This is a genomic window from Streptomyces sp. DG2A-72, from assembly GCF_030499575.1.
Classification (GTDB): Bacteria; Actinomycetota; Actinomycetes; order Streptomycetales; family Streptomycetaceae; genus Streptomyces.
This window is the reverse complement of the sequence record NZ_JASTLC010000001.1, coordinates 6,149,435-6,168,386: the sequence shown is the minus strand read 5'-3', so window position 1 is coordinate 6,168,386 and position 18,952 is coordinate 6,149,435. Positions and strand designations below refer to the sequence as shown.

Below are 18,952 nucleotides of genomic sequence, written 5' to 3'. Positions count from 1 at the left end.
CCTCCGTTCCCTTCCGTTACCAGACGTAGGCGAGAACTTCTCCGCCTACGCCCTTCTTGCCGGCCTGCTTGTCGGTGAGAAGCCCGTGCGACGTGGAGATGATCGCCACGCCGAGGCCGCCGAGCACCTTCGGCAGGTTGGTGGACTTCGCGTAAACCCGGAGACCGGGCTTGGAGATCCGCTTGATGCCCGCGATGGAGCGCTCACGGTTGGGGCCGAACTTCAGCTCCAGGACGAGGTTCTTGCCGACCTCGGCGTCCTCGACCTTCCAGCCCGTGATGAAGCCCTCCTGCTGGAGGATCTCCGCGATGTGCGACTTGATCTTCGAGTGCGGCATCGCCACGGTGTCGTGGTACGCCGAGTTCGCGTTCCGCAGACGCGTAAGCATGTCTGCGATCGGATCAGTCATGGTCATGAATTGGCCTTCGGCCTCTCTCGCCGGGGTTTCCTGGTGCGCCATCCCTCTCCCCGATCCGAGACGGGACGGGTGCGGCGCGGTGGACCTACGGCGTAGTAAGTCGTATGGGCGTCAGGCGCCCAACCCTCCAAGCCTAAGCCATGGAGAGGTGGGCCCCTGACACTGCCCTTTACTTACCGAGAGCCTCTGGAATCCCGAAGTACGGGACTACCAGGAGCTCTTGGTCACGCCCGGCAGCTCGCCACGGTGAGCCATCTCACGAAGGCACACGCGGCACAGGCCGAACTTGCGGTACACGGAGTGCGGACGACCACAGCGCTGGCAGCGCGTGTAGCCACGTACACCGAACTTGGGCTTACGAGCAGCCTTGGCAATCAGAGCCTTCTTCGCCATCTCGCTCACGCCTCCTTGAAGGGGAAGCCGAGGTGACGAAGGAGCGCGCGGCCCTCAGCGTCGTTGGTCGCCGTGGTGACCACGGTGATGTCCATACCCCGGACGCGGTCGATCTTGTCCTGGTCGATCTCGTGGAACATGACCTGCTCCGTGAGACCGAAGGTGTAGTTGCCACGGCCGTCGAACTGCTTGGGGGACAGACCGCGGAAGTCGCGGATGCGCGGCAGCGCGAGCGACAGGGTGCGGTCCAGGAACTCCCACATGCGGTCGCCACGGAGCGTGACGTGGGCACCGATCGGCTGACCCTCACGCAGCTTGAACTGCGCGATGGACTTGCGGGCCTTGGTGACGGCCGGCTTCTGACCGGTGATCGTGGTGAGGTCGCGAATCGCGCCGTCGATCAGCTTGGAGTCGCGGGCGGCGTCGCCCACACCCATGTTGACCACGATCTTGACGAGGCCGGGGATCTGCATGACGTTCTCGTAGGAGAACTCCTCACGCAGCTTGCCCGCGATCTCCTCGCGGTACTTCTGCTTCAGACGCGGAGTCGTGGTGGTAGTCATCAGATGTCCTCACCCGTCCGCTTGGCAACGCGGATCTTGTTGCCTTCGTCGTCGAAGCGGTAACCGACACGCGTGACGACCTTGTTGCCGTCCTTCTCAACGACCAGCTGGACGTTGGAGACGTGGATCGGCGCCTCGGTCGTGACGATGCCGCCGGCCTGCGAACCGCGAGCGGTCGGACCGGCCTTGGTGTGCTTCTTGACCCGGTTGACACCCTCGACCAGGACACGGTCCTCACGGGGGAAGGCCGCGATGACCTTGCCCTGCTTGCCCTTGTCCTTACCGGTGATGACCTGGACCAGGTCGCCCTTCTTGATCTTCATGCTTACAGCACCTCCGGCGCGAGCGAGATGATCTTCATGAACTTCTTCTCGCGCAGCTCACGGCCGACGGGGCCGAAGATACGGGTGCCGCGAGGGTCGCCGTCGTTCTTCAGAATGACGGCGGCGTTCTCGTCGAAGCGGATGTACGAGCCGTCCGGACGGCGGCGCTCCTTGACGGTGCGAACGATGACCGCCTTGACGACGTCACCCTTCTTCACGTTGCCACCGGGGATCGCGTCCTTGACGGTGGCGACGATGACGTCACCGATGCCCGCGTAGCGGCGACCGGAGCCACCGAGCACACGGATGCAAAGGATTTCCTTCGCACCAGTGTTGTCGGCGACACGCAGTCGCGACTCCTGCTGGATCACGTCTATCTCCTGTTTGTCTGCCGGTTCCCGCAGTGCCTTTTCGGGGCGACCCTGCGAGCCTGGCGGAACCGTCCTGCCGGGATACCCCCGCAGGAATTACTTGCCGACCCGGCCGGGCCGCGGGCCGCTCTCGCGACGAGCGCGAGTGCCTCACGCACCTCGGCCGGGCTACCCGGCGGCGGCTCCGTAAGTCGTTTCACGGAGCTCGCCGGGCGGCGGTCTTCTTCGGTCGGGCGAAACCTCGCCGGGAGCGCCCGGCCGGGCCGGGGCCCGGGGGCGAACCCCCGCTTGATTACTTCGCCTTCTCGAGGATCTCTACGACGCGCCAGCGCTTGGTCGCCGACAGCGGACGGGTCTCCATCAGGAGAACCCGGTCGCCGACGCCCGCGGCGTTCTGCTCGTCGTGCGCCTTGAGCTTGTTCGTACGGCGGATGACCTTGCCGTACAGCGCGTGCTTGACGCGGTCCTCGACGGCGACGACGACGGTCTTGTCCATCTTGTCGCTGACGACGAGACCCTCACGGGTCTTGCGGAAGCCGCGCGCCTCTGCGGTCTGCTCAGTCACGTTGCTCTCACTCATCAGGCGCTCTCCACCGTCTCGATGCCCAGCTCGCGCTCACGCATCAGGGTGTAGATCCGCGCGATGTCCTTACGGACGGCCTTCAGCCGACCGTGGTTCTCGAGCTGTCCGGTCGCCGCCTGGAAGCGGAGGTTGAACAGCTCTTCCTTGGCCTCGCGGAGCTTGTTGAGGAGCTCCTCGTTGCCCAGCTCGCGCAGCTCTGACGCCTTGGTACCGGCCGACATCACGCTTCACCTGCCTCGCGCTTGACGATCTTGCACTTCATCGGCAGCTTGTGAGCCGCACGGGTCAGGGCCTCGCGCGCGATCTTCTCGTTGGGGTACGACAGCTCGAACATCACACGTCCGGGCTTGACGTTGGCCACCCACCACTCGGGAGAACCCTTACCGGAACCCATGCGGGTCTCGGCGGGCTTCTTCGTCAGGGGGCGGTCCGGGTAAATGTTGATCCAGACCTTGCCGCCACGCTTGATGTGACGGGTCATGGCGATACGAGCCGCTTCGATCTGGCGGTTCGTGACGTACGCCGGGGTCATCGCCTGGATGCCGTATTCGCCGAACGCAACCTGCGTGCCACCCTTGGACATGCCGGAGCGCTTCGGGTGGTGCTGCTTGCGGTGCTTGACCCTACGGGGGATCAGCATGTCGGTCAGGCCTCCGTTCCGGTGCTCTCAGCCGGAGCGGCGGCAGCGGGAGCCTCGGCCTTGGGGGCCTCGGCGCCGGCAGCCTGCTGCGGCTTACGACCGCGCCCGCCACGCTCGCCACCGCGGCCACCACGGGCCGGGCGGTCGGAGCCGCCACCGCGAGCCGGGCGGTTACCCGCACGGGCTGCAGCGTTCTCGGCGCGGACCTCGGCGATGTTCTTGACGTCGCCCTTGTAGATCCAGACCTTCACACCGATACGGCCGAAGGTCGTCTTGGCCTCGAAGAAGCCGTAGTCCACGTTCGCGCGGAGCGTGTGCAGGGGCACGCGGCCCTCGCGGTAGAACTCCGAGCGGGACATCTCGGCGCCGCCGAGACGGCCACCGCACTGGATCTTGATGCCCTTGGCGCCGGCCTTCATGGCGGACTGCATGCTCTTGCGCATGGCCCGGCGGAAGGAGACGCGGGAGGACAGCTGCTCGGCGACGGCCTGGGCCACCAGCTGAGCGTCCGTCTCCGGGTTCTTGACCTCGAGGATGTTCAGCTGGACCTGCTTGCCGGTCAGCTTCTCCAGGTCACCGCGGATGCGGTCGGCCTCGGCGCCACGGCGGCCGATGACGATGCCCGGACGAGCGGTGTGGATGTCCACACGCACGCGGTCACGGGTGCGCTCGATCTCCACCTTCGAGATACCGGCGCGCTCCATGCCGGACGTCATCATCCGACGGATGGCGACGTCTTCCTTGACGTAGTCCTTGTACAGCTTGTCGGCGTACCAACGCGACTTGAAGTCGGTCGTGACACCGAGGCGGAACCCATGCGGGTTTACCTTCTGGCCCATTACCGGGTTCCTTCCTTGCTGCTGACGACCACGGTGATGTGGCTGGTCCGCTTGCGGATCCGGTAGGCACGGCCCTGGGCACGCGGACGGAACCGCTTCAGGGTCGGGCCCTCGTCGACGTACGCCTCGGAGATGAAGAGGCTGTCGGCGTCGGTGTGGTCGTAGTTGTGCGCGGCGTTGGCAATGGCGCTGTCGAGCACCTTGCCGACCGGCTCGGAGGCGGCCTGCGGAGCGAATCGCAGGACCGCCTGGGCCTCCGTGGCGTCCATGCCACGGATGAGGTCCACCACGCGGCGGGCCTTCATGGGCGTGACGCGGATGTACCGCGCCTGGGCCCTGGCTTCCATGGTTGTCCCTTTCAGGTTTCTTTGTCTGAATGCGATCCGCGTTAGCGGCGCTTCGACTTCCGGTCGTCCTTGACGTGACCCCGGAAGGTGCGCGTCGGCGAGAACTCGCCGAGCTTGTGGCCGACCATCGACTCGGTGACGAACACCGGGATGTGGGTCTTGCCGTTGTGCACCGCGATCGTGTGGCCGAGCATGGCCGGGACGATCATCGAGCGACGGGACCAGGTCTTGATGACGTTCTTGGAACCGGCTTCGTTCTGGGCGTCCACCTTCTTGATCAGGTGGTCGTCGACGAAGGGCCCCTTCTTGAGACTGCGCGGCATCTAAACCCGCTCCTAGCGCTTCTTGTTCGTCTTGCGGCGGCGGACGATGTACTTGTTCGACGCCTTCTTGGGCGAACGAGTACGTCCTTCCTTCTGACCCCAGGGGCTGACCGGGTGGCGACCACCGGAGGTCTTGCCCTCACCACCACCGTGCGGGTGGTCAACCGGGTTCATCGCCACACCGCGAACGGTCGGGCGGACGCCCAGCCAGCGCTTGCGGCCGGCCTTGCCCCAGTTGATGTTGGACTGCTCGGCGTTGCCGACCTCGCCGACGGTGGCGCGGCAGCGCACGTCGACCAGGCGGATCTCACCGGACGGCATACGGAGGTGGGCCATCTGGCCCTCCTTCGCGAGCAGCTGCACGGAGGCACCGGCGGAGCGGGCGAACTTGGCGCCGCCACCCGGACGGAGCTCGATCGCGTGGATCGTGGTACCGACCGGGATGTTGCGGAGCGCCAGGTTGTTGCCCGGCTTGATGTCGGCCCCGGGACCGTTCTCGACGCGGTCACCCTGCTGCAGGTTGCGCGGGGCGAGGATGTAGCGCTTCTCGCCGTCGGCGTAGTGCAGCAGCGCGATGCGCGCGGTGCGGTTGGGGTCGTACTCGATGTGCGCGACCTTCGCCGGCACGCCGTCCTTGTCATGGCGACGGAAGTCGATGACGCGGTAGGCGCGCTTGTGGCCACCACCCTGGTGGCGCACGGTCACACGACCGGAATTGTTACGGCCGCCCTTGCTGTGCAGCGGGCGGACCAGCGACTTCTCCGGCGTGGACCGCGTGACCTCGACGAAGTCGGCGACGCTGGAGCCACGGCGGCCCGGCGTAGTCGGCTTGTACTTGCGGATTCCCATTTCTCAGTCCTCGTCCGATATCGGACGATCCGACCCGCTTACGCGGTCGGACCGCCGAAGATGTCGATACGGTCGCCCTCAGCGAGGGTCACGATCGCGCGCTTGGTCGCCGCACGCTGGCCGAAGCCGGTGCGGGTCCGCTTGCGCTTGCCCTGGCGGTTGATCGTGTTGACCCCGGTGACCTTGACCGAGAAGACCGCCTGGACGGCCTGCTTGATCTGGGTCTTGTTGGCACTCGGGTCGACCAGGAACGTGTACTTGTTCTCGTCGATGAGCGCGTAGCTCTTCTCGGACACGACCGGCTTCAGCAGGACGTCACGGGGGTCCGTGTACGCCTTGCTCGCCGGGGTGACGACGGTGTTCTTGCCCTCGGTGGCGTGGCGACGCGCCTTGGCGACGCGCGCGGCCTTGGCCTTCTTGGCGGCCTTGGAGGCAATGGCGGGGTGACGGATGGCCATCAGACCTCGCTCCCTTCGGTGTCATTGGCCTTCGGGCCGGACACGAAGGACTCGAAGGCGGCCTGGGTGAAGACCACGTCGTCCGAGACGAGAACGTCGTACGTGTTCAGCTGGCCCGGCTCCAGGATGTGGACCTGGGGCAGGTTGCGGGCGGACAGCCACGCGGCCTCGTCGGCACGGTCGATGACGAGCAGCAGGTTCTTGCGCTCGCTGATCTTGCCGAAGAGCGTCTTCGCGGCCTTCGTCGACGGGCTCTCGCCCTCGATGACGCCGGAGACGACGTGGATGCGGTTGTTGCGGGCCCGGTCGGTGAGGGCGTGGCGCAGGGCCGCGGCCTTCATCTTCTTCGGGGTCCGCTGCGAGTAGTCACGCGGCTGCGGACCGTGGACGACGCCACCGCCGGCGAACTGCGGCGCACGGGTCGAGCCCTGACGGGCGCGGCCGGTGCCCTTCTGGCGGTAAGGCTTCTTGCCACCACCACGGACTTCACCGCGACGCTTGGTCTTGTGGGTGCCCTGGCGGGCAGCGGCCAGCTGCGCGACGACGACCTGGTGAAGCAGCGGAACGCTGATCTTCTCCACGTCGAAGATCTCCGCGGGGAGCTCGACGCTTCCGGCCTTCTCGCCGGCGGGCGAAAGGATGTCAACAGTGCTCATCGGTTACCTCAGGCCCCCTTGGCCGCGGTGCGGACCAGGACGAGGCCGCCGTTCGGACCGGGAACCGCGCCCTTGATGAGCAGCAGACCCTTCTCCGCGTCAACGGCGTGGACGGTCAGGTTCTGGGTGGTGACGCGCTCGTTGCCCATACGACCCGCCATGCGGAGGCCCTTGAACACACGGCCCGGGGTGGCGCAGCCACCGATGGAACCGGGAGAGCGGTGCTTGCGCTGGGTGCCGTGTCCGGCGCCGAGGCCACGGAAGTTGTGGCGCTTCATGACACCGGCGAAGCCCTTGCCCTTGCTCTTGCCGGTCACGTCGACCTTGATCCCGGCCTCGAACACCTCGGCGGTGATCTCCTGGCCGAGGGTGTACTCGCTGGCGTCAGCGGTACGGATCTCGACGAGGTGGCGACGGGGGGTGACGTCGGCCTTGGCGAAGTGGCCCTTGAGGGGCTTGTTCACCTTGCGCGGGTCGATCTCGCCGAAGGCGATCTGGACCGACTCGTAGCCGTCACTGTCATTCGTACGGACCTGGGTCACGACGTTCGGGCCGGCCTTGACGACGGTGACCGGAACAACACGGTTGTTCTCGTCCCACACCTGCGTCATGCCGAGCTTCTCGCCCAGGATGCCCTTGATCTGCTTGGTCATTCTCAGCTCACCGACCCTCAGAGCTTGATCTCGATGTCGACACCGGCCGGGAGGTCGAGTCGCATCAGAGAGTCAACGGTCTTGGGGGTGGGGTCGAGAATGTCGATCAGGCGCTTGTGCGTGCGCATCTCGAAGTGCTCGCGCGAGTCCTTGTACTTGTGCGGCGACTTGATGACGCAGTACACGTTCTTCTCAGTGGGCAGCGGCACCGGGCCCGCGACCGACGCACCAGTACGCGTCACCGTCTCGACGATCTTCTTCGCCGAGGAGTCGATGACCTCGTGGTCGTAGGCCTTGAGCCGGATGCGGATCTTCTGTCCCGCCATGGCTACTCAGTAGTCCTGTCTCTCGTAACGCTCTGGAACCCGGTGTTCCGTTCACTTTGCTCCGACCCACGCGGTCGGGCGTGTCGCACTGCCGCTGACACAGATGCCCCTTGACGGAACATCCCTGCTGGGAAGCACGGCCCTTCCGGAACCGCAAGCCGAGGGCGAAATACCCACCGGGTGCCTGGCCGGTGCCGCACTGACACTTCCCGAAAGATTCCCGTACGTCCGCCCCAGCGCTGCCGTGAGGCAGTTAGGACGACGAGTACTGTGGGACTCGCTTTCGGTCCTCCCGGCGGGAGGCGCGCAGCATCAACACTCGACCGAGCAACTCGGACAGTCTGCCATATGGGGCAGGGGCCTGGCCAATCGAGCCGGAGAGAATACCCCGAGGGTGACGCAGGTCAAACACAGGGCTGCGTAGCCGACAGCCTCAGGCCGCGCGCTGGAAGCCCCGCAGCCGGACGAAGGACGAGTCCAGCCCCTTCTTCAGTGCCCGTGCCGCCGGACGTTCCACGAGCCGGTGCACCAGCCAGCTGAGCACCATGAAGCCGGCGATGAGGGAGGCGACCAGCAGGCGGGGGTCCATGGTGTCGTGCAGGCGGCTGATGAGGACCGTACCGGCGACGTAGTGCACGAGGTAGAGCGGATAGGTCAGACAGCCCGCCGTCACCAGCCACTTCCACTGGATGCGGTCGGTGTAGCCGAGGGCGATGGCGACCATGAACAGCATGAAGGCGGTGAAGATGACCACCGCGCCGCGCCAGCTGCTGACGCCCTCGTGTCCGACCCGCTCCCCCAGCTCCAACTGGCCCATGAGCCAGGCCATCGCGAGGATGCCCCACAGGAGCAGGTCCTGTCCGAAGCGGTGCATGAGGTAGAGGGCGAGGCCGGCGATGAAGTACCAGGCGGCGCTCGGGTCGGCGATCAGCACCATGAGCGGGAACTTGGAGATGGGGGCGAGCATCGCGGCCGCGCCCCAGACGCAGCAGAAGATGATCACCCGGCGGTAGGTCAGGCCCATGGCGACGACGATGAGGAACAGCAGATAGAACCGCAGCTCCGACCAGAGCGTCCAGTACACGCCGTCGACGTGCGGCACGCCCGAACCCGCTTGCAGCATCGTCAGGTTGAAGAGCACCTTCCGCATCGACAGCCGCTCCCACACCCCGGGCATGAGCACCAGCACGGCGGTCGTGAAGAAGACCGCGAACCAGTAGGCCGGGTAGAGGCGGATCACCCGCGACACGAAGAAGTCCTTGGGCGTACGGCCCCAGCAGGACATGCAGATCACGAAGCCGCTGATCACGAAGAAGATCTCGACGCCGATCCAGCCGAAGGACGAGACACGGAACACCGTCGGCATGATCTCCGACACCGGGCGGTCCCAGATCGCGTTGCCCGGCCGGTTGACCCGGCTCGTGCCGACGAAGTGGTGCAGGACGACCATCAGGGCGGCGAGGAGGCGGATGCCGTCGAGGACGTAGAGCCTGGGGCGCTGCCGGGCAACGCGGGTGGGCCGGTCCTGGCTTGGCGCGGGGGTCAGTTGTGGTGGGCGCTCGGCCACCCCGGCCGGCATCGGTACCGACAAACGGCTGCGCACACCCTGCATCAAGAGACCTTGCCATCCTCGGTAGTTGCTCGGGGCCCGACGGCCACGGACGACCATTCACGCTACGGCTGTACGTTCCGCCCCACCGGGACAGAAAAGAACATTCCTCGCGCAGGCGTTTCGAAATTGCCGGAACTCTCGCGAATCCGCCCCACAACGTTCGACTAGGTTTCACCTCGCAACAGCACAACCATCGGAATCGTTCGAATGAAGAAGGGGCCCGCACGACCGAAGTCGTACGGGCCCCTTCAGAGACCTACCGGGTCAGATCACTTGTTGATCTTGGTGACCTGGCCGGCGCCCACGGTCCGGCCACCCTCACGGATGGCGAACTTCAGGCCCTCTTCCATGGCAACGGGCTGGATGAGCTCCACCTTCATCTCGGTGTTGTCACCCGGCATGACCATCTCGGTGCCCTCGGGAAGGGTCACCACGCCGGTCACGTCCGTCGTACGGAAGTAGAACTGCGGGCGGTAGTTGTTGAAGAACGGCGTGTGGCGGCCACCCTCGTCCTTGGACAGGATGTAGGCCTGCGCCTCGAACTCGGTGTGCGGCGTGACCGAGCCCGGCTTGATGATGACCTGGCCGCGCTCGACGTCCTCGCGCTTGATGCCACGAAGCAGCAGACCGACGTTCTCACCGGCCTGGCCCTCGTCGAGCAGCTTGCGGAACATCTCGATGCCGGTGACCGTGGTGGTGGTCTTCTCCTGCTTGATGCCCACGATGTCGACGGTCTCGTTGACCTTCAGGACACCACGCTCGATACGGCCGGTGACGACCGTACCGCGACCGGTGATCGTGAAGACGTCCTCGATCGGCATGAGGAACGGCTTGTCGACGTCACGCTCGGGCTGCGGGATGTTCTCGTCGACAGCCTGCATCAGGTTGAGGACCGACTGGCCCCACTCCTTGTCGCCCTCAAGGGCCTTGAGCGCCGAGACCTTGACGACCGGCAGGTCGTCGCCCGGGAACTCGTACTCGGAAAGGAGCTCACGGACCTCGAGCTCGACGAGCTCCAGGATCTCCTCGTCGTCCACCATGTCGGCCTTGTTCAGGGCGACGACGATGTACGGAACGCCGACCTGGCGGGCCAGGAGCACGTGCTCCTTGGTCTGCGGCATCGGGCCGTCGGTGGCGGCAACCACGAGGATGGCGCCGTCCATCTGGGCAGCACCGGTGATCATGTTCTTGATGTAGTCCGCGTGACCGGGGCAGTCGACGTGGGCGTAGTGACGCGTCTCCGTCTGGTACTCGACGTGCGCGATGGAGATGGTGATACCGCGCTGGCGCTCCTCAGGAGCCTTGTCGATCTGGTCGAAGGCCGAGGCCTCGTTCAGGTCCGGGTACGCGTCGTGCAGCACCTTGGTAATGGCGGCCGTGAGGGTCGTCTTACCGTGGTCGATGTGACCGATGGTGCCGATGTTGACGTGCGGCTTAGTCCGCTCGAACTTCGCCTTCGCCACTGGGGTCCTCCTGTGGAGTGGTTCTGAACGCCTTGCTTCATCGGCGCCAGGTGATCTTTGCTGGAAAGCCCGGGCCCGGGGCATTCCCACCACGATTGTGGCGGAATGCCCCCTGAGGCTCCGGAGTCAAGCCTAAAGCGTGTGAACGGAGTGCGTTACTCGCCCTTGGCCTTCGCGATGATCTCCTCGGCGACGTTCCGCGGAACCTCGGCGTAGGAGTCGAACTGCATCGAGTAGCTTGCGCGACCCGACGTCTTGCTGCGGAGGTCTCCGACGTAGCCGAACATCTCCGAGAGGGGCACGAGACCCTTCACGACGCGGGCACCGGCCCGCTCCTCCATGGCCTGGATCTGACCACGGCGGGAGTTGATGTCGCCGATGACCTCACCCATGTAGTCCTCGGGCGTGGTGACCTCGACGGCCATCATCGGCTCGAGCAGCACGGGGCTGGCCTTGCGCGCGGCCTCCTTGAAGGCCTGCGAACCGGCGATCTTGAACGCGAGCTCGGAGGAGTCGACCTCGTGGTAGCCACCGTCGATGAGCGTGACGCGCACGCCCGTCATCTCGTACCCGGCGAGGATGCCGAACTGCATGGCCTCCTGCGCACCGGCGTCGACCGAAGGGATGTACTCCTTCGGGATACGACCACCGGTCACCTTGTTCACGAACTCGTAGCTGGCGTCGCCGCCCTCGATGGGCTCGATCGCGATCTGCACCTTGGCGAACTGACCGGTACCACCGGTCTGCTTCTTGTGGGTGTAGTCCACGCGCTCGACGGCCTTGCGGATCGTCTCACGGTACGCGACCTGCGGCTTGCCGACGTTGGCCTCGACCTTGAACTCACGGCGCATACGGTCGACCAGCACCTCAAGGTGCAGCTCGCCCATACCGCCGATGATGGTCTGGCCGGTCTCCTCGTCCGAGTGGACCTGGAAGGACGGGTCCTCCTCGGCCAGGCGCTGGATCGCGACGCCCAGCTTCTCCTGGTCGCCCTTCGACTTGGGCTCGATGGCGACCTGGATGACCGGCGCCGGGAAGTCCATGGACTCCAGGATCACCGGGTTCTTGTCGTCGGACAGCGTCTCACCGGTGGTGGTCTGCTTCAGGCCCATGACGGCGATGATGTCGCCGGCGCCCACCGACTCGATCTCCTCACGCTTGTTCGCGTGCATGCGGTAGATCTTGCCGATGCGCTCCTTCTTGCCCTTGACGGAGTTCAGCACGGCGGTGCCGGACTCCAGGCGGCCCGAGTAGACCCGGACGAAGGTGAGCTTGCCGAGATGCGGGTCGCTCATGATCTTGAACGCCAGCGCGGACAGCGGCTCGTCGTCGGACGGCCTGCGCTTGACGACCAGCTCGGGGTCCTTCACGTCGTGGCCCTCGATGGCCTCGACGTCGAGCGGGGTCGGCAGGTAGCGCACGACGGCGTCGAGCAGGGGCTGGACGCCCTTGTTCTTGAACGCGGTGCCACAGAACACCGGGGTGACCGTGGTGTCGCTGGACTTGCCGGACGCGATGGTGATGCGACGGATCGCGGCGTACAGCTGCTCCTCGGTGGGCTCCACGCCCTCCAGGTACAGCTCCATGATCTCTTCGTCGTTCTCGGCGACGCCCTCGATCAGCTTGCCGCGGTACTCCTCGGCAGCCTCGGCGTGCGTGGCCGGGATGTCGACGACGTCGTACATCTCGCCCTTGGCGGCCTCGGCGGACCACACGAGCGCCTTCATGCGGACCAGGTCCACAACGCCCTTGAAGTCGGCCTCGGCACCGATCGGAAGCTGCATGACCAGCGGCTGCGCACCAAGGCGGTCCGAGATCATGTCGACGCAGCGGTGGAACTCCGCGCCGGTCCGGTCGAGCTTGTTGACGAAGCAGATACGCGGCACGCCGTAACGGTCGGCCTGACGCCACACCGTCTCGGACTGCGGCTCGACACCGGCGACACCGTCGAACACCGTCACGGCACCATCGAGCACACGCAGGGAGCGCTCCACCTCAACGGTGAAGTCGACGTGCCCGGGGGTGTCGATGATGTTGATGGTGTAGTCGTTGTCCTCGAGCGGCCAGTGACAGGTGGTCGCAGCAGACGTGATCGTGATGCCACGCTCCTGCTCCTGCTCCATCCAGTCCATGGTGGCAGCGCCGTCGTGGACCTCACCGATCTTGTAAGACACACCGGTGTAGAACAGGATCCGCTCGGTGGTGGTCGTCTTGCCCGCGTCGATGTGGGCCATGATCCCGATGTTGCGGACCTTGGCCAGGTCAAGTGAAGTGGTAGCCATAAGGCTTTCGTCTTCTCTCGGTCTCGATGTGGGTAGCGACTACCAGCGGTAGTGCGCGAAGGCCTTGTTGGACTCGGCCATCTTGTGGGTGTCCTCGCGCTTCTTCACAGCGGCACCGAGGCCGTTGGACGCGTCGAGAAGCTCGTTGAGCAGACGCTCGGTCATGGTCTTCTCGCGACGGGCGCGGGAGTAACCGACGAGCCAGCGCAGGGCGAGCGTGTTGGCGCGACCGGGCTTGACCTCGATCGGAACCTGGTACGTCGCACCACCGACACGGCGGGACTTGACCTCGAGGGTCGGCTTGATGTTCTCCAGCGCGCGCTTCAGCGTGATGATCGGGTCGTTGCCCGTCTTCTCACGCAGGCCCTCCATGGCGCCGTAAACGATCCGCTCGGCAGTGGAGCGCTTACCGTTCAGCAGCACCTTGTTGATGAGCGACGTGACAAGAGGAGAACCGTAGACCGGGTCGATGATGACCGGGCGCTTCGGGGCGGGGCCCTTACGAGGCATTCTTACTTCTCCTTCTTGGCGCCGTAGCGGCTGCGGGCCTGCTTGCGGTTCTTCACACCCTGGGTGTCAAGGGAACCGCGGATGATCTTGTAGCGAACACCCGGCAGGTCCTTCACACGGCCGCCACGCACGAGCACGATGGAGTGCTCCTGCAGGTTGTGTCCCTCACCCGGAATGTAAGCGGTGACCTCGATCCCGCTGGTCAGACGCACACGCGCGACCTTACGCAGGGCCGAGTTCGGCTTCTTCGGGGTGGTCGTGAACACACGCGTGCAGACGCCACGGCGCTGAGGGGAACCCTCGAGTGCGGGCGTCTTGTTCTTCTCGACCTTGTCCTGCCGGCCCTTGCGGACCAGCTGCTGGATCGTAGGCACTACTTCTCCGGTTTCTGTGTGCCGAATGGTGAAGCTAACCTGGAACGTCGCCGACCCACGCGGTCGGGTGTGTCGAACCCGCAGACTCCCGCCGTAAGGCAGAAAGAGGCGCAGATTACGGTGGCCGCTCTCGGACCCCAGTGCGGTTGAAGGCACGCACGAGAGCCAGGGCACACCCCAGGCACAAGGTCTGAGCGTACCTACCTCATTCGCTGCGGTCAAAACAAATGGGCCTCGACCGGATCGCCGCATGGAGCATGTCAAGCCCCTGTGCGGCTGATGATCTTCGAATCGACGATCCGCGAGCGTCACGCGGACGCGGCGGCTGCCACGATCATCGCGGTCAGTATGATCGCCCATCCCACCGTGGACAGCCAGCCGATCACCAGCCCCGTGAGCGCGAGCGCATCGCCCGCCTCCCCGGTCCGGCGGATCTCGGCACGGGCGGCGTGACCCAGCACCACCGCGGGGACGCCGGTCAGCCCGAACGTCAGCAGGCACAGCGCACCGCACACCGCGGAACCGACCGCCTTGCCGTTCGTCTGCGGCCGGGCCGGCAGAAACGTCCCCGGCACGCTTGTGACGGGCGCAGGGTGCGGTACGGGACCCTGCGGCAGGTCGGCGACGAGCAGCGCCAGCTCACCCACCGTACGGGCCGCGTAGGCCCGCCCGACCCGCTTCTCGAACTCCGCCTGCTCCAGCCGCCCCTCGCCGAACCCCGCTCTGAGCACGTCCACGGCACGCTCACGGTCGGCGTGCGAAGCGAGCATGGACGGGCTGCCCTGGCCGGCCCATGGCTGCGGGACGCCGGCTCCCTGCCACCGCTGCGGGGCAGGACTCCCGCTCCCCTGCCACGACTGCGGCGTGCCGTTGCCCTGCCACGGCTGCCACGACGGGTGCGTCATGGAGCACCTCCCCCGTACTGGTCGGCGTGCCTCCATCATGCGCCGAAACCGGCATCTCCGGCACCAGGCACGACCCGGAGAAAACCCGGAGAGGTCCCTGAGACGCCGAAGGGCGGCCACCCCGAGAGGTGACCGCCCTTCAGTTCAAACGACTCGCTTACTGGTTGTACGGACCGTAGTCGTAGTCCTCCAGCGGAACGGCCTGGCCGGAGCCCGTGCCGAACGGCGAGTAGTCGATGTCGTCGTAGCCGACGGCCGAGTACATCGCGGCCTTGGCCTCCTCGGTCGGCTCGACCCGGATGTTGCGGTAGCGGGACAGGCCCGTACCGGCCGGGATGAGCTTACCGATGATGACGTTCTCCTTGAGGCCGATGAGGCTGTCGGACTTGGCGTTGATCGCCGCGTCCGTCAGGACTCGGGTCGTCTCCTGGAAGGAGGCGGCCGACAGCCAGGATTCCGTCGCCAGCGAGGCCTTGGTGATACCCATCAGCTGCGGACGACCGGAGGCCGGGTGACCGCCCTCCTGGACCACACGACGGTTCTCGGTCTCGAACTTCGTGCGCTCGACCAGCTCGCCGGGCAGCAGCTCGGCGTCGCCGGACTCGATGATCGTCACGCGGCGGAGCATCTGCCGGATGATGATCTCGATGTGCTTGTCGTGGATCGACACACCCTGCGAGTTGTAGACCTTCTGGACCTCGCCGACCAGGTGGACCTGGACGGCACGCTGGCCCAGGATGCGCAGCACGTCGTGCGGGTTGGTGGCACCCACGGTGAGCTTCTGGCCCACCTCGACGTGCTCGCCCTCGCTGACCAGGAGCCGGGCACGCTTCGAGATCGGGAACGCCGTCTCGTCGCTGCCGTCGTCCGGCGTGATGACGATCTTCTTGGTCTTCTCGGTCTCCTCGATCCGCACGCGGCCCTGGGCCTCGGAGATCGGGGCGACACCCTTCGGGGTACGGGCCTCGAAGAGCTCGACGACACGCGGCAGACCCTGGGTGATGTCGTCACCGGCCACACCACCGGTGTGGAAGGTACGCATCGTCAGCTGGGTACCGGGCTCACCGATGGACTGGGCGGCGATGATGCCGACCGCCTCACCGATGTCGACCAGCTTGCCGGTGGCCAGCGAGCGGCCGTAGCACATGGCGCAGGTGCCGACCTGGGACTCGCAGGTCAGGATCGAACGGGTCTTCACCTGCTCGATGCCGTGGCGCACCAGCTGGTCGATGAGCACATCGCCGAGGTCCACGTTGGCCGGCGCGATCACCTTGCCGTCGACGACGACGTCCTCGGCGAGCATCCGGGCGTAGACGCTGGTCTCGACGTCATCGGTCTTGCGGAGCGAGCCGTCGGCGCCGCGCTCGGCGATCTTCAGCTTCAGACCGCGCTCGGTACCGCAGTCCTCCTCGCGGATGATCACGTCCTGCGAGACGTCCACCAGACGACGGGTCAGGTAACCCGAGTCGGCGGTACGCAGGGCGGTGTCCGCCAGACCCTTACGGGCACCGTGCGTGGAGATGAAGTACTCCAGCACGGACAGACCCTCACGGAACGAGGCCTTGATCGGACGCGGAATCGTCTCGTTCTTGGCGTTCGACACCAGACCACGCATACCGGCAATCTGACGCATCTGCATCATGTTGCCTCGTGCACCCGAGTTCACCATCATGAAGATCGGGTTGGTCTTCGGGAAGTTCTCGTTCATGGCCTCGGCAACCTCGTTGGTCGCCTTGGTCCAGATCGCGATGAGTTCCTGGGTGCGCTCGTCCTTGGTGATCAGACCGCGCTCGTACTGCTTCTGGACCTTCTCGTCCTGCGCCTCGTACCCCTTGACGATCTCCTTCTTCGCCTCGGGAACGACGACGTCGGAGATGGCCACGGTGACGCCGGAACGGGTCGCCCAGTAGAAGCCGGCCGCCTTCAGGTTGTCGAGCGTCGCCGCCACGATGACCTTGGGGTAGCGCTCGGCGAGGTCGTTGACGATCTCGGAGAGCTGCTTCTTGCCGACCTCGTAGTCGACGAACGGGTAGTCCTCGGGCAGCAGCTCGTTGAAGAGCGCCCGGCCAAGGGTCGTCTTCAGACGGAAGCTGTCACCCTGCTGCCACTCCGGGTCGCCCTCCTCCTGCGCCGGCGGGGTCCAGCCGCGCGGCGGGATGGTGCCGACGGGGAAGCGGATGTCGACCTTCGACTGGAGCGAGAGCTCGCCCGCGTCGAACGCCATGATCGCCTCGGCCGCCGAGCCGAAGGACCGGCCCTCGCCCTTGACGTCCCGCATCTCGCTGTCGGTGGTGAGGAAGAACAGACCGAGGACCATGTCCTGGGTCGGCATCGTCACCGGACGGCCGTCAGCGGGCTTGAGGATGTTGTTCGAGGACAGCATCAGGATGCGCGCCTCGGCCTGCGCCTCCGCGGACAGCGGAAGGTGTACGGCCATCTGGTCACCGTCGAAGTCCGCGTTGAACGCGGTGCAGACGAGCGGGTGGATCTGGATGGCCTTGCCCTCGACCAGCTGCGGTTCGAAGGCCTGGATGCCGAGGCGGTGCAGGGTGGGAGCACGGTTCAGCAGAACCGGGTGCTCGGCGATGACCTCTTCGAGGACGTCGTACACGACCGTGCGGCCGCGCTCCACCATGCGCTTGGCGCTCTTGATGTTCTGCGCGTGGTTCAGGTCGACCAGGCGCTTCATCACGAACGGCTTGAACAGCTCCAGCGCCATCGCCTTCGGCAGACCGCACTGGTGCAGCTTCAGCTGCGGACCGACGACGATCACGGAACGCGCGGAGTAGTCCACACGCTTACCGAGCAGGTTCTGACGGAAGCGGCCCTGCTTGCCCTTCAGCATGTCGCTGAGGGACTTCAGAGGGCGGTTACCGGGACCGGTGACCGGGCGGCCACGACGGCCGTTGTCGAAGAGGGCGTCAACAGCCTCCTGAAGCATGCGCTTCTCGTTGTTGACGATGATCTCGGGCGCGCCGAGGTCGAGGAGCCTCTTCAGACGGTTGTTCCGGTTGATCACACGGCGGTACAGGTCGTTCAGGTCGGAGGTCGCGAAGCGGCCACCGTCCAGCTGCACCATCGGGCGAAGGTCCGGCGGGATGACCGGGACGCAGTCGAGGACCATGCCCTTGGGGCTGTTGGAGGTCTGCAGGAACGCAGACACGACCTTCAGCCGCTTCAGCGCACGGGTCTTCTTCTGGCCCTTGCCGGTACGGATGATCTCGCGGAGACGCTCGGCCTCCTCGTCCAGGTCGAAGGACTCCAGGCGCTTCTGCAGCGCCGCGGCACCCATCGAACCGTCGAAGTACGTACCGAAGCGGTCCCGCAGCTCGCGGTAGAGCAGCTCGTCGCCCTCGAGGTCCTGGACCTTGAGGTTCTTGAACCGGGTCCACACCTCGTCGAGCCGGTCGATCTCGCGCTGCGCACGGTCACGCAGCTGCTTCATCTCCCGCTCGGCGCCCTCACGGACCTTCCGGCGTACGTCGGCCTTGGCGCCCTCGGCCTCCAGCTCGGCCAGGTCGGCCTCGAGCTTCTTGGCGCGGGCCTCCAGGTCGGCGTCCCGGCGGTTCTCGACCTGCTGCCGCTCGACGGAGACATGCGCCTCCAGGGAGGGCAGGTCGCGGGTGCGGCGCTCCTCGTCGACGTACGTGATCATGTACGCCGCGAAGTAGATGACCTTCTCGAGGTCCTTGGGCGCCAGGTCCAGCAGGTAGCCGAGGCGCGACGGGACACCCTTGAAGTACCAGATGTGTGTGACGGGGGCGGCCAGTTCGATGTGGCCCATCCGCTCACGGCGCACCTTGGCGCGAGTCACCTCGACGCCGCAGCGCTCACAGATGATGCCCTTGAACCGGACACGCTTGTACTTGCCGCAGTAGCACTCCCAGTCCCGGGTCGGACCGAAGATCTTCTCGCAGAAGAGTCCGTCCTTTTCGGGCTTGAGGGTGCGGTAGTTGATCGTCTCGGGCTTCTTGACCTCGCCGTGGCTCCACTGACGGATGTCGTCAGCGGTGGCCAGGCCGATCCGGAGCTCGTCGAAGAAGTTGACGTCGAGCACTATGCGT

General features: G+C 65.9%; 23 protein-coding genes. All 23 read right to left on the bottom strand.

Annotated elements, in window-relative coordinates:
* Positions 1-16: 16 nt before the first annotated feature.
* A complete protein-coding gene (gene rpsH / locus QQY66_RS29505; protein WP_015658459.1) occupies positions 17-415 on the bottom strand; it encodes a 30S ribosomal protein S8 in 399 nt (132 codons plus the stop codon).
* A 210-nt stretch (positions 416-625) separates the two neighbouring features.
* Positions 626-811, bottom strand: a complete 186-nt coding sequence (locus QQY66_RS29500; protein WP_003948630.1) for a type Z 30S ribosomal protein S14 — start codon at positions 809-811, stop codon at positions 626-628.
* A gap of 5 nt (positions 812-816) precedes the next feature.
* Positions 817-1,374 (bottom strand): 50S ribosomal protein L5, encoded by a 558-nt coding sequence (gene rplE / locus QQY66_RS29495; RefSeq protein ID WP_301983284.1) that lies wholly within the window; start codon positions 1,372-1,374, stop codon positions 817-819.
* Entirely contained in the window at positions 1,374-1,697 is a 324-nt protein-coding gene (gene rplX, locus QQY66_RS29490) for a 50S ribosomal protein L24 (RefSeq protein WP_003992365.1), read from the bottom strand. The genes rplE and rplX overlap by 1 nt, the downstream gene beginning before the upstream one ends.
* 2 nt (positions 1,698-1,699) lie before the next feature.
* Positions 1,700-2,068 (bottom strand): 50S ribosomal protein L14, encoded by a 369-nt coding sequence (gene rplN, locus QQY66_RS29485; protein WP_003998823.1) that lies wholly within the window; start codon positions 2,066-2,068, stop codon positions 1,700-1,702.
* A gap of 292 nt (positions 2,069-2,360) precedes the next feature.
* Entirely contained in the window at positions 2,361-2,648 is a 288-nt protein-coding gene (gene rpsQ / locus QQY66_RS29480; RefSeq protein ID WP_003992363.1) for a 30S ribosomal protein S17, read from the bottom strand.
* Entirely contained in the window at positions 2,648-2,872 is a 225-nt protein-coding gene (gene rpmC, locus QQY66_RS29475) for a 50S ribosomal protein L29 (RefSeq protein WP_010036720.1), read from the bottom strand. The genes rpsQ and rpmC overlap by 1 nt, the downstream gene beginning before the upstream one ends.
* Positions 2,872-3,291, bottom strand: coding sequence for a 50S ribosomal protein L16 (gene rplP / locus QQY66_RS29470; RefSeq protein WP_155058647.1), 420 nt, complete (start codon positions 3,289-3,291; stop codon positions 2,872-2,874). The genes rpmC and rplP overlap by 1 nt, the downstream gene beginning before the upstream one ends.
* Positions 3,292-3,296: 5 nt before the next feature.
* Positions 3,297-4,130 carry a 30S ribosomal protein S3 gene (gene rpsC, locus QQY66_RS29465; RefSeq protein ID WP_301983283.1) on the bottom strand — a complete coding sequence of 278 codons (834 nt, stop codon included), beginning with the start codon at positions 4,128-4,130 and terminating at the stop codon, positions 3,297-3,299.
* Complete coding sequence (gene rplV, locus QQY66_RS29460; RefSeq protein WP_155058649.1) at positions 4,130-4,477, bottom strand: 50S ribosomal protein L22; 348 nt, start codon at positions 4,475-4,477, stop codon at positions 4,130-4,132. The genes rpsC and rplV overlap by 1 nt, the downstream gene beginning before the upstream one ends.
* A gap of 41 nt (positions 4,478-4,518) precedes the next feature.
* A complete protein-coding gene (gene rpsS, locus QQY66_RS29455) occupies positions 4,519-4,800 on the bottom strand; it encodes a 30S ribosomal protein S19 (RefSeq protein ID WP_007384069.1) in 282 nt (93 codons plus the stop codon).
* 12 nt (positions 4,801-4,812) lie between these two features.
* Positions 4,813-5,649 carry a 50S ribosomal protein L2 gene (gene rplB / locus QQY66_RS29450; RefSeq protein ID WP_030046376.1) on the bottom strand — a complete coding sequence of 279 codons (837 nt, stop codon included), beginning with the start codon at positions 5,647-5,649 and terminating at the stop codon, positions 4,813-4,815.
* Positions 5,650-5,687: 38 nt separating this feature from the next.
* Positions 5,688-6,107 carry a 50S ribosomal protein L23 gene (rplW, locus tag QQY66_RS29445; RefSeq protein ID WP_210572716.1) on the bottom strand — a complete coding sequence of 140 codons (420 nt, stop codon included), beginning with the start codon at positions 6,105-6,107 and terminating at the stop codon, positions 5,688-5,690.
* Positions 6,107-6,763, bottom strand: a complete 657-nt coding sequence (gene rplD / locus QQY66_RS29440; RefSeq protein WP_301983281.1) for a 50S ribosomal protein L4 — start codon at positions 6,761-6,763, stop codon at positions 6,107-6,109. The genes rplW and rplD overlap by 1 nt, the downstream gene beginning before the upstream one ends.
* A gap of 8 nt (positions 6,764-6,771) precedes the next feature.
* Positions 6,772-7,416 (bottom strand): 50S ribosomal protein L3, encoded by a 645-nt coding sequence (gene rplC, locus QQY66_RS29435; RefSeq protein ID WP_301983280.1) that lies wholly within the window; start codon positions 7,414-7,416, stop codon positions 6,772-6,774.
* Between the two features lie 17 nt (positions 7,417-7,433).
* The gene (gene rpsJ / locus QQY66_RS29430; RefSeq protein WP_003948644.1) at positions 7,434-7,742 is read right to left on the bottom strand and encodes a 30S ribosomal protein S10; all 309 of its coding nucleotides are present in this window, start codon (positions 7,740-7,742) and stop codon (positions 7,434-7,436) included.
* A gap of 433 nt (positions 7,743-8,175) precedes the next feature.
* Positions 8,176-9,354, bottom strand: a complete 1,179-nt coding sequence (locus tag QQY66_RS29425; protein WP_301983279.1) for an acyltransferase — start codon at positions 9,352-9,354, stop codon at positions 8,176-8,178.
* 269 nt (positions 9,355-9,623) lie between these two features.
* Complete coding sequence (gene tuf / locus QQY66_RS29420; RefSeq protein ID WP_155058653.1) at positions 9,624-10,817, bottom strand: elongation factor Tu; 1,194 nt, start codon at positions 10,815-10,817, stop codon at positions 9,624-9,626.
* A gap of 155 nt (positions 10,818-10,972) precedes the next feature.
* Complete coding sequence (fusA, locus tag QQY66_RS29415) at positions 10,973-13,099, bottom strand: elongation factor G (protein WP_301983278.1); 2,127 nt, start codon at positions 13,097-13,099, stop codon at positions 10,973-10,975.
* A gap of 39 nt (positions 13,100-13,138) precedes the next feature.
* Positions 13,139-13,609 carry a 30S ribosomal protein S7 gene (rpsG, locus tag QQY66_RS29410; RefSeq protein ID WP_003992340.1) on the bottom strand — a complete coding sequence of 157 codons (471 nt, stop codon included), beginning with the start codon at positions 13,607-13,609 and terminating at the stop codon, positions 13,139-13,141.
* 2 nt (positions 13,610-13,611) lie between these two features.
* Complete coding sequence (rpsL, locus tag QQY66_RS29405) at positions 13,612-13,983, bottom strand: 30S ribosomal protein S12 (protein ID WP_003948652.1); 372 nt, start codon at positions 13,981-13,983, stop codon at positions 13,612-13,614.
* A 308-nt stretch (positions 13,984-14,291) separates the two neighbouring features.
* On the bottom strand, positions 14,292-14,753 hold the full coding sequence (locus QQY66_RS29400) for a DUF1707 and DUF4190 domain-containing protein (RefSeq protein WP_301987536.1): 462 nt from the start codon (positions 14,751-14,753) through the stop codon (positions 14,292-14,294).
* A gap of 292 nt (positions 14,754-15,045) precedes the next feature.
* Positions 15,046-18,945, bottom strand: a complete 3,900-nt coding sequence (locus QQY66_RS29395; protein ID WP_301983277.1) for a DNA-directed RNA polymerase subunit beta' — start codon at positions 18,943-18,945, stop codon at positions 15,046-15,048.
* Positions 18,946-18,952 lie beyond the last annotated feature (7 nt).

What these genes read in the sequence shown, in the direction of transcription:
- rpsH (WP_015658459.1), bottom strand. Translation starts at nt 415, where the DNA reads ATGACCATGACTGATCCGATCGCAGACATGCTTACGCGTCTGCGGAAC.
- QQY66_RS29500 (WP_003948630.1), bottom strand. Translation starts at nt 811, where the DNA reads ATGGCGAAGAAGGCTCTGATTGCCAAGGCTGCTCGTAAGCCCAAGTTC.
- rplE (WP_301983284.1), bottom strand. Translation starts at nt 1,374, where the DNA reads ATGACTACCACCACGACTCCGCGTCTGAAGCAGAAGTACCGCGAGGAG.
- rplX (WP_003992365.1), bottom strand. Translation starts at nt 1,697, where the DNA reads ATGAAGATCAAGAAGGGCGACCTGGTCCAGGTCATCACCGGTAAGGAC.
- rpsQ (WP_003992363.1), bottom strand. Translation starts at nt 2,648, where the DNA reads ATGAGTGAGAGCAACGTGACTGAGCAGACCGCAGAGGCGCGCGGCTTC.
- rpmC (WP_010036720.1), bottom strand. Translation starts at nt 2,872, where the DNA reads ATGTCGGCCGGTACCAAGGCGTCAGAGCTGCGCGAGCTGGGCAACGAG.
- rplP (WP_155058647.1), bottom strand. Translation starts at nt 3,291, where the DNA reads ATGCTGATCCCCCGTAGGGTCAAGCACCGCAAGCAGCACCACCCGAAG.
- rpsC (WP_301983283.1), bottom strand. Translation starts at nt 4,130, where the DNA reads ATGGGCCAGAAGGTAAACCCGCATGGGTTCCGCCTCGGTGTCACGACC.
- rplV (WP_155058649.1), bottom strand. Translation starts at nt 4,477, where the DNA reads ATGGAAGCCAGGGCCCAGGCGCGGTACATCCGCGTCACGCCCATGAAG.
- rpsS (WP_007384069.1), bottom strand. Translation starts at nt 4,800, where the DNA reads ATGCCGCGCAGTCTCAAGAAGGGGCCCTTCGTCGACGACCACCTGATC.
- rplB (WP_030046376.1), bottom strand. Translation starts at nt 5,649, where the DNA reads ATGGGAATCCGCAAGTACAAGCCGACTACGCCGGGCCGCCGTGGCTCC.
- rplW (WP_210572716.1), bottom strand. Translation starts at nt 6,107, where the DNA reads ATGGCCATCCGTCACCCCGCCATTGCCTCCAAGGCCGCCAAGAAGGCC.
- rplD (WP_301983281.1), bottom strand. Translation starts at nt 6,763, where the DNA reads ATGAGCACTGTTGACATCCTTTCGCCCGCCGGCGAGAAGGCCGGAAGC.
- rplC (WP_301983280.1), bottom strand. Translation starts at nt 7,416, where the DNA reads ATGACCAAGCAGATCAAGGGCATCCTGGGCGAGAAGCTCGGCATGACG.
- rpsJ (WP_003948644.1), bottom strand. Translation starts at nt 7,742, where the DNA reads ATGGCGGGACAGAAGATCCGCATCCGGCTCAAGGCCTACGACCACGAG.
- QQY66_RS29425 (WP_301983279.1), bottom strand. Translation starts at nt 9,354, where the DNA reads ATGCAGGGTGTGCGCAGCCGTTTGTCGGTACCGATGCCGGCCGGGGTG.
- fusA (WP_301983278.1), bottom strand. Translation starts at nt 13,099, where the DNA reads ATGGCTACCACTTCACTTGACCTGGCCAAGGTCCGCAACATCGGGATC.
- rpsG (WP_003992340.1), bottom strand. Translation starts at nt 13,609, where the DNA reads ATGCCTCGTAAGGGCCCCGCCCCGAAGCGCCCGGTCATCATCGACCCG.
- QQY66_RS29400 (WP_301987536.1), bottom strand. Translation starts at nt 14,753, where the DNA reads ATGCTCGCTTCGCACGCCGACCGTGAGCGTGCCGTGGACGTGCTCAGA.